13 protein-coding genes are annotated in these 16,521 nt (G+C 34.1%); 2 read left to right on the top strand and 11 right to left on the bottom strand.

Features of this window, described 5'->3' with window-relative positions:
- Positions 1 to 9 precede the first annotated feature (9 nt).
- Both Q0787_RS13075 and lnt read left to right on the top strand, forming a co-directional pair.
- The gene (locus tag Q0787_RS13075; protein WP_298903248.1) at positions 10 to 1,074 is read left to right on the top strand and encodes a PorV/PorQ family protein; all 1,065 of its coding nucleotides are present in this window, start codon (positions 10 to 12) and stop codon (positions 1,072 to 1,074) included.
- Complete coding sequence (gene lnt, locus Q0787_RS13070; RefSeq protein WP_298903246.1) at positions 1,074 to 2,666, top strand: apolipoprotein N-acyltransferase; 1,593 nt, start codon at positions 1,074 to 1,076, stop codon at positions 2,664 to 2,666. The genes Q0787_RS13075 and lnt overlap by 1 nt, the downstream gene beginning before the upstream one ends.
- A 10-nt stretch (positions 2,667 to 2,676) precedes the next feature.
- Here the strand turns inward: lnt and Q0787_RS13065 are convergent, their stop codons facing one another.
- From Q0787_RS13065 to Q0787_RS13015, 11 genes are all read right to left on the bottom strand, one after another.
- Positions 2,677 to 4,071 carry a sugar transferase gene (locus tag Q0787_RS13065; protein WP_298903245.1) on the bottom strand — a complete coding sequence of 465 codons (1,395 nt, stop codon included), beginning with the start codon at positions 4,069 to 4,071 and terminating at the stop codon, positions 2,677 to 2,679.
- A gap of 46 nt (positions 4,072 to 4,117) precedes the next feature.
- Entirely contained in the window at positions 4,118 to 5,140 is a 1,023-nt protein-coding gene (locus Q0787_RS13060; RefSeq protein ID WP_298903244.1) for a glycosyltransferase family 4 protein, read from the bottom strand.
- On the bottom strand, positions 5,091 to 6,470 hold the full coding sequence (locus tag Q0787_RS13055; protein ID WP_298903243.1) for an O-antigen ligase family protein: 1,380 nt from the start codon (positions 6,468 to 6,470) through the stop codon (positions 5,091 to 5,093). Before Q0787_RS13055 ends, Q0787_RS13060 begins: the two co-directional genes overlap by 50 nt.
- On the bottom strand, positions 6,470 to 7,606 hold the full coding sequence (locus tag Q0787_RS13050) for a glycosyltransferase (RefSeq protein WP_298903242.1): 1,137 nt from the start codon (positions 7,604 to 7,606) through the stop codon (positions 6,470 to 6,472). The genes Q0787_RS13055 and Q0787_RS13050 overlap by 1 nt, the downstream gene beginning before the upstream one ends.
- Entirely contained in the window at positions 7,603 to 8,712 is a 1,110-nt protein-coding gene (locus Q0787_RS13045) for a glycosyltransferase family 4 protein (protein WP_298903240.1), read from the bottom strand. The genes Q0787_RS13050 and Q0787_RS13045 overlap by 4 nt, the downstream gene beginning before the upstream one ends.
- Complete coding sequence (locus tag Q0787_RS13040) at positions 8,709 to 10,040, bottom strand: glycosyltransferase family 2 protein (RefSeq protein ID WP_298903238.1); 1,332 nt, start codon at positions 10,038 to 10,040, stop codon at positions 8,709 to 8,711. The genes Q0787_RS13045 and Q0787_RS13040 overlap by 4 nt, the downstream gene beginning before the upstream one ends.
- 75 nt (positions 10,041 to 10,115) lie before the next feature.
- The gene (locus Q0787_RS13035) at positions 10,116 to 11,990 is read right to left on the bottom strand and encodes a hypothetical protein (protein ID WP_298903237.1); all 1,875 of its coding nucleotides are present in this window, start codon (positions 11,988 to 11,990) and stop codon (positions 10,116 to 10,118) included.
- 15 nt (positions 11,991 to 12,005) lie between these two features.
- Entirely contained in the window at positions 12,006 to 12,869 is an 864-nt protein-coding gene (locus Q0787_RS13030; protein ID WP_298903236.1) for a sulfotransferase, read from the bottom strand.
- Positions 12,862 to 14,031, bottom strand: coding sequence for a glycosyltransferase family 4 protein (locus Q0787_RS13025; protein ID WP_298903235.1), 1,170 nt, complete (start codon positions 14,029 to 14,031; stop codon positions 12,862 to 12,864). The genes Q0787_RS13030 and Q0787_RS13025 overlap by 8 nt, the downstream gene beginning before the upstream one ends.
- A 2-nt stretch (positions 14,032 to 14,033) precedes the next feature.
- Complete coding sequence (locus tag Q0787_RS13020) at positions 14,034 to 15,137, bottom strand: glycosyltransferase family 4 protein (protein WP_298903234.1); 1,104 nt, start codon at positions 15,135 to 15,137, stop codon at positions 14,034 to 14,036.
- A complete protein-coding gene (locus Q0787_RS13015; RefSeq protein WP_298903233.1) occupies positions 15,121 to 16,521 on the bottom strand; it encodes an asparagine synthase-related protein in 1,401 nt (466 codons plus the stop codon). Before Q0787_RS13015 ends, Q0787_RS13020 begins: the two co-directional genes overlap by 17 nt.

Raw genomic sequence — 16,521 nt, 5'->3', positions numbered from 1 at the left:
TTTTTGCTGTTGAAAAAATATATATTCATTGCCTCGACTTTGATTACTTTTTTTTGCACTGCTCAGACTAAATATTCAAATGAATTTTTAAATATTGGTGTGGATGCAGCTGCTCTTGGTATGAGCAATAGTGTGGTTTCACATACTGCAGATGTAAATTCTGGATATTGGAATCCCGCAGGATTAGTTCATATTGAAGATAATGAATTAGCACTCTTACATTCAAGCTATTTTGCTAACATTGCAAACTATAATTACATCGCTTTTGCCAAACCTTTAGACGACAGAAGTGCTATCGCGTTATCACTAATTAGGTTTGGTGTAGACGATATTTTAGATACAACACAATTAATTGATGACCAAGGAAATATTAACTATGATCGGGTTAGTTTGTTCTCTACTGCCGACTATGCTTTGACATTTTCTTATGCACGAAAGCTACCTCTTGATGGATTAAGCTACGGCGTAAATGCCAAATTGGTTCGCCGTATTATTGGAGATTTTGCCAATTCTTGGGGTTTTGGCCTTGATGCTGGTATTCAATTTGAAACACGTAATGACTGGAAGTTTGGAATTATGGCCAGAGATATTACCACAACCTTTAACGCATGGTCATTTGACGATGCGAAATTAGCCGATATCCAATCTGCTATTGAAGGGCAAAACCAGACCGTTCCAGAAAAAACAGAACTTACTATACCTAAATTACAGATTGGGGTCTCTAAGAAGTTTATATTTCACTATGATTATTCATTACTTACCTCGTTCGATCTTAATGTGAGATTCGAAGAAAACAATGATGTTGTGTCCACTTCATTTGCAAGTGTAAACCCGGCAATCGGATTAGAATTTGGTTATACCGACCTTGTTTTTTTAAGAGCTGGGGTTGGAAACTTTCAAAATGAATTACAAATCGATAATTCTGAAAACCTAACTTTTCAACCAAGTTTGGGCTTAGGTTTTAAATATAGAGGCATACAATTAGATTATGCCTTTACAGACATTGGAGATCAAAGTGCTGCGTTATACTCCAATGTATTTTCATTAAAACTCGATTTTAGTATCTTTAGATAGTGAACCGAATTTTACTCTCAATAATTTCAGGAACAATATTAGCTTTAGGCTGGCCCACATACGGCTTTCCTTTATTGCTTTTTATAGGCTTTGTCCCATTGCTTCTTGCAGAGCGTCAATTGCGTCTATCTGATGCTAAACGTCAAGGTCTCAAAATTTTTGGACTGGCCTATCTCGCCTTTTTCATTTGGAACATCACAACCACGAGCTGGTTAAGACATGCCAGTTTATTTGGTGCAAGTTTTGCTGTTTTTGTGAATACTGCACTCATGGCCACTTTATTTTTAGTGTATCATAAATATGCAAAACGACAATCTCAAAATAGAGCCTTATTGTTTTTAGTAACCCTATGGATAAGTTTTGAAAAACTGCATCTTGGTTGGGAATTTTCATGGCCTTGGTTAAATTTAGGAAACGGATTTTCAGAATATATTACATGGATACAATGGTATGAATACACAGGAACTTTTGGAGGCACTTTATGGGTTTGGCTCCTAAATGTATTCTTTTTCAAGGGCGTATTATCATATCAAAAAGAAAAGTCTAAAGCCATTTTAAAATCTGTTTTGCTGAAATGTGCCGCGCTCATTATCATTCCAATAGGTATTTCATTAGTTATTTACAATACGTATTCCCACGAAGGAGAAACAGTTAATATTATAGCGTTGCAGCCAAATATTGATCCATATTCGGAAAAATACGATATGTCAAATCTTAAATTTTTAGAACTCTTTAAATCTTTGGCCGATTCTAAATTGACCGATTCTACAGATTTTGTCATTGCTCCCGAAACTTTTTTTGCTGAAAGTATACGTCTTAGAAAGTTTGAAAACTCGCTCTTAAAACACAAGCTCCAGAGTTATGTGGGAGAACATCCAAATACAAACCTATTATTAGGAGTTTCATTCATCGATATATTTAAAGACGAGAATAAAGTGCGATCAGAAACCAATCAATACAATGCTACAACTTGGTACGATGATTATAATTCGGCATTATTAATAAATACATCAGACTCTGTTCAACAGTGCAATAAATCTAAGTTAGTTGTTGGTATAGAGAACTTCCCATATCAAAGTTTTTTAAAGCCAATTATAGGAGATGCAATGATAGATCTTGGTGGTACCGTTGCTATGAAAACGACTCAAGATCACAGGGGCGTTTTTACATCATCCAACTCTAAATTTAAGGTAGCTCCAATAATTTGTTATGAATCTGTTTATGGTGAATTTGTCACTGGTTATGTGAGAAACGATGCTAATTTTCTAGCTATCATCACAAATGATGCTTGGTGGAACGAAACCCAAGGGCATAAACAGCACTTAAGTTATGCCAGATTGAGAGCGGTTGAAACACGTCGTGATATTGCTAGAAGTGCTAATACTGGAATTTCGGCAATTATAGATGCAAAAGGAGATATTACAAGCCATCTAGACTACGATACAAAAGGAGCCTTATCTGGGCAAATAACCACAAATAATAAAATAACTTTTTATGTTATGGCTGGCGACTATATAGCCAGAATTAGCGTGTTTATTTTAATATTTATGTTCTTGATTGGCTTTTTCCGAAGAAAAAAGGAGCGTCTATAATAGGCCTCTGTTATTGCCCTCTATAATAAAGTATAGTACTCAACGTTTTTACAATAATATTGATATCTAAAAACAAACTTCGGTGTTTGATATAATACAAATCATACTGAAGTTTTGTTAGGCTATCATCTACAGACGAGCCATAACGTGTATTCACTTGAGCCCATCCTGTAAGTCCAGGTTTAACAATATGTCGAGTTTCATAAAATGGAATAATCCTTGAGAGCTCATTGACAAAAAATGGGCGCTCTGGTCGAGGTCCAATTATACTCATATCGCCTCTAAGGACATTAATAAATTGCGGTATTTCATCTAAACGTGATCGTCTTAAAAACATTCCAAACTTGGTAATTCTAGAATCATTTTTTTGAGCCCATTTTGCTCCTCCTGTTTCAGCATTAACCACCATACTCCTTAGTTTGACAATTTGAAATAGTTTTCCATTCTGACCAACCCGTTCCTGAAAATAAAAAAGAGGTCCTTTGTTGGCAATTATATTTCCCAAGAAAATAAGAGGTAAAATACAGAGGCCAAAAATCAAACCAATAACAGAAAATGCAATATCAAAAGTTCTATGAAAAAAAAGGTATAGCGTATTTTGATTACTCCTGCTAAAAGGAAAGTATTTATAAAAATCTTTTCCAACAAACTGAATGGGTACACGATACGTAATTTCTTCAAACACTTGGGTATATTCCCTTATAGTAAATCCCTGATCTAAAAGGGTAATGAGATCGTGGTATATTTCGGGAGTTATAGTTTCAGAGTTATAACTGGCTATTAAAATTTCAGAAATCTTCTCCTTTTTTATCACCTCCATTAACATGCTAGATTCGAATTCTTTTAAACCCTTAAACTTAATTGGCGAGTCTGTTTCAGTTTCAGAATTAATAAAACCAATGATCTTATAATTAGGGTCAGACTGATTAAGAGGTTTTATAATATTTTCAATATTAGATATTTCTCCCACCAACAACACTTTCTTATAAAATCTGGGAGAGGAAATGAACACAATATAAGCCCATCGCCAAACAAAAATCATAATGATGAGAATCAAATAAAAATAGACAATCTGTAATCTTTGTTCTGGAAGAAAAGGTGTTAAAACTGGCGTCAGTAAATAAAATAGCACTGTCGTTGATGCCGTTAACACGATATTTCGAAAGGTAACATCTAATTTACTCGATTTCTGAAGATCATAAATTTCGAAAATCGTCCCAAAAATAGTGATATAGACTGCTAAAACAATTAGGGGAACAATATTTTCTTGAGATAATGTTAAGTAATCATAGTTTACACTTTGCTCTAAAATATATAAGCCTAAAATGACAAGACAGATATCTAAAATACGTAAAAGTATCTTCCGTTCAGAGATTTCGAAATGTATGTCTTTTTTGCGGCTCATTAGTTTAAAGAAGGTCTATGGTAAATATAACAAGTTATCTTGGATTTTAACAATTATCTTGGCTTAAGGTAGTTATCCACAGTTTTTTGATGTTTTTCCAATCAAATTGCTCGGCAACCAATCTAGCTTCTGCGATAATATGATCTCGTTTGACCTTATTATCAATAAGGCTCAAAATAGCTGTTGTCATATCTCTAACATGTTCTGGTTGCACCAAAATTCCTGATGTACCATTATCAATTAAAAATGGCATTCCACCAACATTAGTTGAAACAATTGGTAAACCTAAGGCCATGGCTTCGATAACACTTACAGGTGTATTATCAAAATTTGTAGTATTGATGAAGATATTATAATCTTTTGAAAGGTCAATCCATTCCTTTTTCGTGAGCTTACCAGTAAATTTCACATCTAAGTTTAGTGCTTTAGCCAACTGCTTCACATCTTTTAATGTACCATCACTATCTGGTCCAACCATACACAACTTAGCTTCAGGAAACGTTCTTTTTATCAAATCAAAAACTTTAATTGCCAGTTGCGGATTATAAATCTTAGAAAAAGAACGCACCCATAGTAGTCTTGGTTCATCGAACGTTTTATGATGAAGGTTATAATTTTCGATTTGTAGGGTGTTAGGAATATGTATTACGTTATTAAATCCGTAATCCTCGAATGTACTTTTTAAGTATCTCGATGGAGACACATTACACTTAGAGTTTTTAAAAATCATGCCGCACATCACTGGATGCGCTTTTAGTCTTGCAGGCAAATTCCCTCCATTTAAACTTGGTATATACGGCACTCTAAACAACCTACAGAGTTGACTAATAATTAAAGCAAAATAAAAATTATGAGTACTATACGTATCAATAATAACAACATTTACGCTATAGGCTCGCCTAAAAAACGCAAAAATCATATCTAAAAGACGTATGATCTTATTAGGCTTGCTGGAAGCATAATATAGCGTAAACCCTTCTCCCTCAAACAATCGACCTAATGTATGAATTGATGAGAGATTACTTGATTTGTTTTCTAACTTGTTTCCTATGTACAGGATTTTTTTCATAAACTACATTTAGCAGTGACATTCCATATAATAAAGCAGGCGCTGCGATACGCATGCCTGAGTGGTTAATTGTTGCAAACCAAAAGCAAAAAAACGCATAAAAGTAAACATTCCTTTTATTTGCAGCTCGATATGCAAAAGGTTTAATAATTAGAATGAGTAGGATTGTAATACCTAAAATACCATGCTCTGAGAGCAGTCTTCCTACTTCGTTGTGAGAAGGTAAACGTTTTCCGTCTCTTTCAACTCTAATGTATTGTGTTTTACTAATTCCTATTCCTAAAAACGGACTATCTAAAAACCCTTCAATTTCTTCTTCAAAAAGATCCAGTCGTCCTGTTGTAATATCTCCTTTATCTCGACCCAACGAATCTTGATTCGAGTACCTTTTATCTATTAAACCAAACGTTTGAATAGAGCTAATAAACCATGTGATAGCAATCGCTACTAAAAACAACATAAACGAAGCGGCAATTTGTTGTTTTCTCTTAGGTGAGGACTTAATAAAATAGATAGTTAAAAATGCTGCAACAACTATAATTGCAGCAAAAACCCCTCCTCTACTAAAGGTAACAATTGCTCTAAATGTCATACCTCCTAAAATGACAAGATTCAATACCTTTAAAAAGATTGATGGCGATTTCATAAATAGCCTAACTACTATGGCAAACATCCCCAATCCTAAAGCAGTCGATACTTGGTTAGGTCCAAACCCTCCCGAAGTTGCTGCATTCGAGGCTGTACCTGATAGCGTATCTTTTATACTAGGGTTGTATAAAAATAAATACACAGTCATTGTAATAGATGGTAAGGCTATATAGTTAACACATTGTAGCAAATGTTTCCTTGAAATTCTCCTGTCATAGCAAAATAATGCCGCAATACCCAAACAAACTGGCCCGCTTAATACAAAAGCCACTGCCGTTCTAAAATTAGCACTAAAACCCAAGGTCATCGAAGCAACTAAAATGCTTGGCACCAATAGTATAAGGTAAATAAAATAAGGATATCCTCTACCAGACATACCTTTAAAAAACATCCCCAAAAGCATAAACAAAATCACTAAATATTTGGAAGCCTCATAAGCTATTCCTCCATCTGTCATTCTAAAAAACACTTCAATACCCGTAAAATAGGAACACGCTAGTAAGACCTCTACTGTCTTTCTTTCTTGTCGTGAGAATAAAATTTTCCAAAGAAAATAAACAAAAGCAATAATGAAATATAAGCGAGATAGAGGAGTAAAGAAATAAATGGCAACACCAAAAATAATATGAAGGACTACTAATCCTAAATAATTGTCTTTATTAAAACTTCCTAGACGTCCCACTAACTGATGTTATTAATTATGTCATTAATAATTCTGTGATTATAATGTTTAAACGTGAATTTTGTTACCACACTCTTAATAGATGAGATTAGTTCTACATATTCAGAATCCGATAAGGTTAAAATGTACTCTAACGCGCTAACTATAGATGCATTAGAAACATTAGGTAAAATATAACCATTTTTTTTATGCAATACATATTGACTTATCGAAGATACGCTTGAGACCACTGGGATACATCTAAAATTCATCGCTTCGGCAATTACTTTAGGGAACCCTTCTGAAGCCGTTGTTGGCATTAAAAACACATGAGATTTTCTATAAATATCAAATACTTGTTGCTGCGCCAAATAGCCATGAAAAACAATATTAACTCCACTATCTTTCGCAATGGTTTTAAAGTAGTCGAGTTCAAAACCATCCCCTACTAAATGCACCTTATCAACTCTTGTCTTTGCGGTTTCATTTAGGCTTCGAAATGCATTAATTATACGCTCTACGCCTTTTTCACGTTCTAATCGTCCAACATAACAAAAAGACACTTTTTCCGCTATTCTTTTAGTTTCTGAAATTCGATTTCCTTCTTCAATATTTTCTTCGTTAAGACAAGGGTTTTCGAACGTTAAGCAATGTGGTGGCTGGGCATCCCATTGTCCATTAATTGTAACTGGCCTTGACTGTTTTTTTAATTGAGATCGCTGCAATTTATAGCCTAACGGCGGATTTGATTGATTCCAATTTCCTGCATATTTAAACCAACCTGGTTTTTTTGAGACATACGTTAAATACGGAATTAAAAAGACGCCTATTCCTGTTGGTGTTCTTAACTGAAAATAATCAACTTTTTTTAGGGTTTTAGAAACCGTATTTATAATCTTCGGAGCATTAACAATAACATTTAATTTCGAAAAAAGTGTCTTGCCTCCTACCTTGGGTATTGGAACAAATTTAATCTTATCTGAATTATAAGACATAACACTTGGAGGTGCTTCGCCTTCTATAAACATTGCCACATGATAAATTTCGTCAAAAATGCGAGTAAGATGATTAATTTCATTGACGGTTGGACTCCAACCAACAATGCTACCATTAGCATCCTTATAATGCTCAGTATGTGATATAATCGCTAATTTCATCTAACTAATATTTTAATATATTGTTTCACAATGGCATCCCATTGGTGTGTTTTTGCCCATACTTGCGCTTCATTTACATAACGCTCATAATGATCTAAAATATTTAGTACTGCATCTTTGAATTCTGCAGTATTATCATGTCTTACCAAAAGTCCTGATTTTTTATCCAATATGGCATCCTCAATGCCGCATCCTTTAGAACCTATTGCAGGTAAACCCATGGCGTTTGCCTCAATAACGGCAATACCAAAACCTTCCACATCTCCAGATTTGGTTGTTCCACTAAGCATGACAAAAATATCGCTTTGCTGTAGCACATCTTGTAACTTTTCATTCGATAAGCGCCCATGAAACCTCACATGTTGTTCAACATTTAACGCTTTAGCTACACTTAAAAACGCTTCTTTTTCAGTAGGTAATCCTACGCAATGGTACTTCAATTTTGGGTGAATTTTTGTAAGTACAGGCAAGTGCTTAATTACATTAAGTTGTCCTTTACGTTCTGTAACATTTCCAACAGTAACTAATTTGGGATACCCTTCAATTGGAGTTTTTGTTACTGGCTTATCACTAAAAACTTCGTGATTAAAACCATTTGGTATCACTACAATATCTTTTATCTTTATATAATCTATCAGCGATTTTGTAAAGTTAGATACAGCTACAATAGTCTCAAATCTGTGAAGTGCTTTATCTATTGAATATTTCAAAAAGGTATTGGTAAAGTTAACTTCTGTTCCATGGACAACAGCAATATATCGTTTCTGATAAAACAGGCTTACAAAAGCAACAATCCATAATGAGAACTTTCCTGAAGCAAAGACTATATCTGCCTTTTTCACATGCTTTAGAAGTAACAACAAACGTTTTATATACATCAAAAACCGAAATGTTGTTCGCTTAATCCTTAAGGTTTCAAATGCATTTGATTTATCAAAATCTAATTCTTCATCTCCCAACATAGAACGTTGGTCCGTAATGACCTTAACATGAAACTCATGATGCTGTAGTTGTTTTGCTAAATTATACGCGTGATTTCCAATTCCTCCAGGTTGGGGTGGAAATTCTGAGGTACAAATTATGATATGTTGGCGATTTACACTCAAGATAATGTTTCTATTAAGGCTCCTTCTTTTAATTTTTCACCTGATAAACGCCATGATTTAAACACCTGAAAACAAACCAAAGGTAACAGCAATATTGACACAAATACACCAACAACTAATAATAGTTTATTTTTCTTAAATCTATAAGGCATTATTGAGAGTGGCACTGTTCTTAATAATGCAAGTTTTGCACTCTTGGTTCCGTAGTATTTTCTAAACAAATATAAGACACTTGGTATTGGTCTTGGGGAAGTCCACTTCTTTGTTCTAAATGCATCCCAACTTCCCATAGCTCGTAAACCTCCTGAGTTCACCTTTAAATGTAAACGTTTTGCATATGGATTAGAAATATTCAAAAATTCATTTAAATACGCTCTTAAACCGTATTCTCCATCTCCCATGCGCTGTTTTTCAAATTGTCTATCAAATAACCCAATAGTTTTAAAAACTTCTCTTTTCACAAGAACATTTCCGGTATCTAATTGATCACTAATTCTAAAAAATGAATAGTTTTTAGGGATTTTTGCGCCTACCTTGGAAATAGACACACCAGAGGAAATATCGGCATTAAAATAGTCTAAAACCTTGAGATGTTGTGTTATCCAATCCTCAGACACACGACTATCATCGTCATAGAGTAAAAGATAATCTCCTTTTGATTTTTTAATCGCGTTATTCCTAGCAAGCCATAAAGCCTTTTCTTCTTGAAATTCTAAATGAAGATCTAGATCAAAATCATTATAAAATTCTTCCTGAAAAGGTTGCGACTGATCTACAACATAGACATCAAAATTTTTATAATCTTGACGCTCCAAATCTTTTAAAACATCCTTTAAATATGTATACCTGTTAAGCGTTGGGATAATCACACTTACTTTTGGGTTATCCTTTATCATATTTGATGAAAAATCATCAAAACTATCATGAGTTATTGGCTCGTCTAAATAACGACTTCGTTTAACATGCTTCGTACCTATAAAACCCTTTAACTCAACAAGAGGATTATGAAGACTCAAAATTCTAATGAAGAACACATACAACACCCATACTTTATGAAAATAATTTCTAATAAATACGTAGTTATCATAAACGGAAACCTCTTCAATAGGGTTAATCGTTTTTGTTACAGATATATATCCTTTCTGTAGTGCTTGCCATGACAAGTCATAATCTGCGGCTATCGCACTTTTAAAATTAGAATCTCGAGTTAGTTGTTCTTTAATCTCACTTGGAATATGCTCATAAGATGGGAAAATGCTGCTCCCATTATTTCTGTTTAAAGAAAAATAATTGGTGGGTTGTAAATACTTAAGAAACTTAAACAGCATAGATTGTATTACTAAGTATCAAAAATATAAAAAGCTCAGTATCCTACTATAAAATTGGTAGGTTTTTTTAGCGAATTAAATCTTAGTTTCAGAATTATGACGACTAATAATTGTCATTTCAATATTGAGAGATGCCAAAGACATCAAATCTGTATTAGTTAGTGGCCATTTTTCTAGTTTTTTTCGTGATACGATTCTGTTATATATATTTTCAGAAACTTTATCTCCTAAATGATTTGGAGAAAAATACGTAGGTATTCTTGATTCAAGGTTTTCATTCTGATAGACTTTTACCCAATTCAAACCTTTGAATAAGCGATATCTTAAGTTAGGGTTCTTCTTTTTGAGGATTCTTTTAATGTAATACTGATCCATTTTTGACCGTATTCCCCAAACCAAAAAAATGAGTGGCGCATAAGTATATTGAGGCACTAAAGGAGATTGATTTGTAGGCACTTTGCGCAACGGCCTTAGGTCTTTATTATGTTTAAACAATCCATGCATAAATCTATAATTCAATCTATTATTAGGATGAATATTACTAGCAGCTCGTAAAACACTTAATGCCATTGGCGGGCAAACTGCATTGAATTTACTATTACAAATTAGAATTTGTTTCCCCATTGGAATTCTACTGTGCGTATACCACGCGTATAACTCATCATATAATTCAATATATGGAAGTTTATGAGATTCAATCCTTTTAAATAATTCTTCAAGATTATAGGTAACACCAGCAACGAGGTCTTTGTAAGACATATGCATTTCAAGTGTGCTAAAACGTCGCTCCGAATAGCGTTTAAGCGCTTCTGTAGTTTTCCTTTCCTTCCATTGTTCAAATCTTATATCTGAAGACTTCGTGAATTCAAAATCTTTTTTTAAAATGTTAGTCTTAATAAAATTACTAATTCTTGTATGTCGTCCAGAATAGACCTTGATATTTCTACCAGGCAATACTTCGCACATATCTCCCAGAAGTAATTGCATACCATCATCTTTAGGTCTATTCTCCAAAATTTCCAACCAGCTAGACACATATACTGCCTCCGTTTCTTTGACATAGCTTTCCATTGTAGTTCTTGTTGGAAAATAAAGATCTAAATCCTCATAGCTATAAAATTCTAAATTCTTGATTTTTGAAATCTTCCTGGCCACTTTAACCTCATAGCTTTCTAAATTACCATAAGTTAAACATATTGGATTCACTTCTTCGGAAATAGCTCCCAACAAGATTCTGCTGTCCATTCCTCCACTTAATGCCACGCTGGTTTTTTCCTTCTTTGCGGCGGCATAATTGATTTCTCTCTTATAGAGTTCCCAAAATTGTTTATAATCGGATACTGCTGGTGTCTTAGCATGTCCTAAATTGGCATACAAACTATTGTCATAACATGCTGTCACTTCTAAATTTGACAAATCTATTGTCATTGATTCACCAGGTAATAAACGCTTATAATCTTTTAAAATAGTTCGAGATCCAATGTTTGCATATTCTTTACCAAGCGTCCTTTGGGCAACACCAATAGCATCAAAAGCTACAGGTCGAATTGAAGACGCCCATATCAAACTAGATGTAATGACTACGACCTCTTTTGTAATTGAATAATATAAAGGGTAAAATCCAATGACATCATTACACATCTGTATGGAATTATCCTGTAAATTAAGTACAGTAAGTGCAAAGCTACCCGACACATCCTTTTGAACAGGCCACGTATTCAAAACTTTTGAAATAGCGCTTTCATTTTGGTGGTTTACAGCTAATTTGTCTAAACTAAAATCATTTAAATACCCTTGAATAAAACCAAAAAAACTTTGAGGCTTCTCACACGTAACTATTTGCGAATCGGCACACCAATGCAGCCCATTATAGGATCCAAACACCAAAGATTGAGCTAATTTATTTAGCTTTCTTTTATCAAATGGTGTGTTAGAAATAATAAAATTCATTCGAGATTACCTATACTACCAAGACTTATTTTCCTCATATCCTAAGTTGATGAGTTGTTGCCCTGCAATGGATTTAAAAACTGTTTTTTTAATAAATTTCCAATGGTTCCATTTATTTGAAAACTTAAATTTCGACTTATCTGTATCCGGTTTCCAATTAGGCTTTACCATAGCATTCGAAGCAATTCCAAACGAACTCCCAACAACTGGTGCATTTAGACACCTATCTAGAATACCATCATCAACTTCTAATTTATAATGTTCTAACAATTTGGAAATATTAACCTTTGAATCATTCAAATCTTCATACCGAAACAGCTCCACTTGGTCATTAGACTGTATTGCCGAAATATAATTTGCTGTTTTAGCCCATTGCTTTGAATGATTAATAAAAGAACGTCCAGAAAAGTAATTAAACTTTTTCTTTAGTTTTATCTTAAAATCGTGCCAGGTTCTTTTATCGTTTGACGCACGTACAGATGAAATCACATTATCCCTTCCATCTCTACAAATCACTGCAATTTGAGCCTCAGGAAAAGCCCGTTTCCATAAATCTAAATGCGCTACACTTGGTGATTTTACAAAAATAGTCTCCTGTGGTTTCACCTGGTATTTATCGATTAAGAGGTTAAGCCATAGTGTTCCATATTCTTTTAAAAATGCATCTTGATCACTTTGGTTGAATTCCATTCCAAAACTAGCCTTAGCTACATATTGATAGACATTTTTTATAATATCTTCAGAATAAAATAGGTTAAACTCGCCCTGAGATCCATTTTGCGGAAGTGTTACCACATGTGGATGCTGCGAAATGGTTGAACCTACAAAATTAGTTCCACTGCGCACACGTTGACCGAGTAAAATTATTAGGTTATTCATAAAATTCTAAAAACTCCTTACGCTGTTTTTCGAGGTTAAAATGAAGTCTTACACGTTCCTGAGCATCCTTCATCATTCTCTGTTGTCTATCTTCTGGTAAAAGTAATAGATTTTCAATTGCCTTTGCTAATAATTGCGGCTGCCTTTTAGGCACCACAACTCCAGTTTCTTGATGTATTACATTTTCTTGTAAACCTTCTGCATCAGACACTACGCAAAGTAATCCCATAGCTTGGGCTTCGAGTACAGCATTACAAAACCCTTCTGAAATACTATATTGTAAATACACATCAGATTCTGAGAGATACGTTACAATGGCATCGTGAGATTTTTGTCCTACAAATTCAACCTCATCATTGAGACCTAATTGATGGACAGCAAACATTAGGTTTTCATAATCATCGCCTGTGCCAACCACTGTGTAAGTAAATAACAATCCGTTTTTTTTCAAAATTGCTAAGGCATCTAACATATCTGTAATTCCTTTTTTCCAATGCAAACGGGCAACAGTTAGAAATCTGATCACGTCTCTAGGTTTCGTCTTTTGGCTGTTGGTTTTACTAAACAAATCACTATTAATTGCTGGTGTAATAATTTGAAACTCTGTATTAGTATTTAAACCGTTATTTCTTGCCAACATAAGAAGATCGTTAGAAATCGCATGTACTTTGTCTATTTTTCTCCATAGTAAATCGTAACATCCTGGATGTCTAACGGGATAAATAGCTATGTCAAAACCTCTTAAACTTGTTGCCATTTTTGCTCCTATAGTTTCTGCGACACTTTCACTTTGAATCGTTAATGTGGCGAAACCAAAATGCAACCAATCTAAATTGGCTTTTAATACATGCGCATTGTTATAGAGGTTCTTTAGACGTTGTGGGAAGCTTTTCAATGCCTGTTTTTCAAGTCTCATGAACGTTCGTATTCTATTTGGATATGCCACCAATTTTAGAGTTTCCCAACATCCGGAAAACAACATTCTAAGTTTCCCTTTATACGTTTTTGGCGCCAAAACTACCTTACATAAATTAAATCCTTTAGGGTTATCTTGAACAAAAAGTGTGACTTGATGCCCTGAATCTTGAAGTCCTTTTATTTTTGATATAAAAAAGGTCTCAGAATACGAAGGAGGTTTAGAAAGTACAAGTCCGATTTTCAAAATTAGCCTATTAGTTTTAAATATAAATCTTCGTGTTTTTGTATAAAAGGTTCCATAGATAGCTCTTGCTCAACATATGTTCGCATCGCCTGAGCCAATTGTTCTCTCTCTATTGGAGACATTTTTATAACATCTTTTATTTTTTCAGCTAAATCAGAAACATGATTAGGTTCAAAAATACATTGTGGAAATGCTTTTAAAACATCTTTTACTCCGGCAATATTAGATCCGATCACAATTCTAGCCGAAGCCATGGCCTCAATAGGCGCTATAGGCAACCCTTCTCGTCTCCCTTCATTCTTTGTAGGAATCACAAACAAATCTGCCATTGCTAAAAACGGTCTTACATCTAAATGCTTTCCTAAAAAACTGAACGTTGTATCATTGGCGTATTTAGCCTTTAGGTTTAGGCCATAATCGTTGTCGTAATTACCAACAACAAACACCTTAATGTTTTTGTTATTAATCTGCTTCACTGCTTCAAATAGAACTTCTATTCCTTTTACTGGTACTAAATTAGCTACAGAAACAATAACAAAATCAGTGTCATCGATTTGAACACCCTCTGGACATGTTTTTTTCAAAGGATGAAAATGATTTGTATCCACTCCTAGTGAAATTTTAACGACCTTATCCATCATAGATGTTCCTTTATAGAACTCTGAAATCATATCTTCGTTTATAGCAACAATTTTAGTGCTCAACTTAGAGCGCCAAATCCAAGCCTTATTTCCCCAACCCATTGCTTTTTTACAAAATATATACTTTACACCTGCAAGTTTTGCGGCAAGAGGTTCTGAAAAATCAGAACTCCAATGCCACGAATAAATTATGTCAAATTGATGATCTCTGAAGAATTTTCTGATCTTCAACACTCTAAATGGAAATGTCACCAGAGGCCTATAATTGGTTTTAAAAGGAAACAGGTGAATTTTCACATCAAGTTTCTCTATCTCTTTAAAATAACTTCCTTTATTATGTTGGCAGCAAATTTCGGGTTCAAAAACGTCTCTATTAATACCTTTCACTAAATCATATACGCACTTACCACTTCCTGAAGTATCGAAATTTGAAATTGTAAATAGTATTTTAATTCTTTTCGCCATGTAGTTGTGCTTCGTTAAATTTAGATAACACCAATAACATGTTCATAGCATGTGCATTTGGTAAAGCATTATGATTGTAAAAATGGTCATAATATTTAGAAATCAGTGTCTCCGGAATCCAATTTTTTAAAGAACTTTCTAACAACATCTTTTTCATGTGACGTTGGTTAGTTTCACCAAGAAATTGTAATTCCCAATTACGTTGAACATAAGGCTTCCCTATTAGTGACATGCTTACTCGTTTGAGCTTATTAGATATCCGATAAGGAAGATTATATGGACTTTTGTTTTTATGAAAATTATTTAGATTAAAAGGTCGTTGGTCTTGCCAAGTAATGCGTGCTAAATCTGGTGCTCTTTGCTGAATATAAGCTATTTGCAACTGCCTGTTTTTTAAATACTCTTCTGGAATTGTGCATATCAACTCACACATACGATCATCATAATAAGGTACACCGATAGGCTTTACAGATTCAAACACAGATAAATTCACAGAAGTCCATCTAGGCGCCCAGTATTTAGATTTAAATGCTCTCAATTTTGCATTCGTATCATCTATTTTAATGGTTTCTAATAATGCCTCCAATCTTGATCTAAAATAGGTTTTAAAATCGCCCTGAAGCTGCCAACCATTCCATAACGCCATTGCAAACTCTAAGCCTCCTTTTTTAATTAATTTCTTTTCGAGAACATCGAGTTCTTCTTGTTTTGACAATTGCGACAAATTCATTGAGTCAAATAACACATCACCCCAATGCCCTAATGAGAATACATCTCCCATCGACTCATAATTTTTAACAAATGCCATTTGTCTTGGTGCTGTAAAATCTGAGTAACCTCCATTACAACTATACAAAGAGTCTAACCTATCCCAGAGGTATCCTTTTGGAATTTTAAAACTCTGAAATTGAAAATCACAGGTCTGAGCAATTTTCTTGGCAATAGTTGTCTCGTTATAACCATTATCAAACTCATAACTATAAGCAGACACATCTGCACCTATTTGCTGCAAAGCTGCAGCTTGTGTTCGACTATCTAATCCACCAGAAATAGGCAAAATCACTTTCTTGCCAAAAGTTTGCTCCCTAATTATGGTTTCAAATAGCTGAGAAAACTCATTTAATGCTTGCTTGAAGCTAATCGATCTTGGCGAATAGTGCCAATCAAACCAAGGTTTAGATTCAGTAACGATAGCTTTTTCATCAAGACTATATTGCTGTCCAGGAGCTAACACATAATCGTCTTTAAAATACCCATCTGTATCCAAGAAAAAACCAATAGCCGCAAACACACAAATACCTTCTAAATTCAATTCATGTGCGCCTAATTGTTTAGCAAATGTTTGCCGAGTTGGTATTATGGGTGTTTTAATGTGCTGACTCAT

It is taken from the genome of uncultured Psychroserpens sp. (assembly GCF_947492715.1).
Lineage (GTDB): Bacteria > Bacteroidota > Bacteroidia > Flavobacteriales > Flavobacteriaceae > Psychroserpens.
Note: the sequence above shows the minus strand (reverse complement) of the source record. Positions and strands in the feature narration are given on the sequence as shown.

Excerpts from the sequence above, each read along its gene's own strand:
- Q0787_RS13020 (WP_298903234.1), bottom strand. The coding sequence starts at position 15,137 with ATGGCGAAAAGAATTAAAATACTATTTACAATTTCAAATTTCGATACT.
- Q0787_RS13065 (WP_298903245.1), bottom strand. The coding sequence starts at position 4,071 with ATGAGCCGCAAAAAAGACATACATTTCGAAATCTCTGAACGGAAGATA.
- Q0787_RS13035 (WP_298903237.1), bottom strand. The coding sequence starts at position 11,990 with ATGAATTTTATTATTTCTAACACACCATTTGATAAAAGAAAGCTAAAT.
- Q0787_RS13050 (WP_298903242.1), bottom strand. The coding sequence starts at position 7,606 with ATGAAATTAGCGATTATATCACATACTGAGCATTATAAGGATGCTAAT.
- Q0787_RS13015 (WP_298903233.1), bottom strand. The coding sequence starts at position 16,521 with ATGAGTCAGCACATTAAAACACCCATAATACCAACTCGGCAAACATTT.
- Q0787_RS13030 (WP_298903236.1), bottom strand. The coding sequence starts at position 12,869 with ATGAATAACCTAATAATTTTACTCGGTCAACGTGTGCGCAGTGGAACT.
- Q0787_RS13060 (WP_298903244.1), bottom strand. The coding sequence starts at position 5,140 with ATGAAAAAAATCCTGTACATAGGAAACAAGTTAGAAAACAAATCAAGT.
- Q0787_RS13040 (WP_298903238.1), bottom strand. The coding sequence starts at position 10,040 with ATGCTGTTTAAGTTTCTTAAGTATTTACAACCCACCAATTATTTTTCT.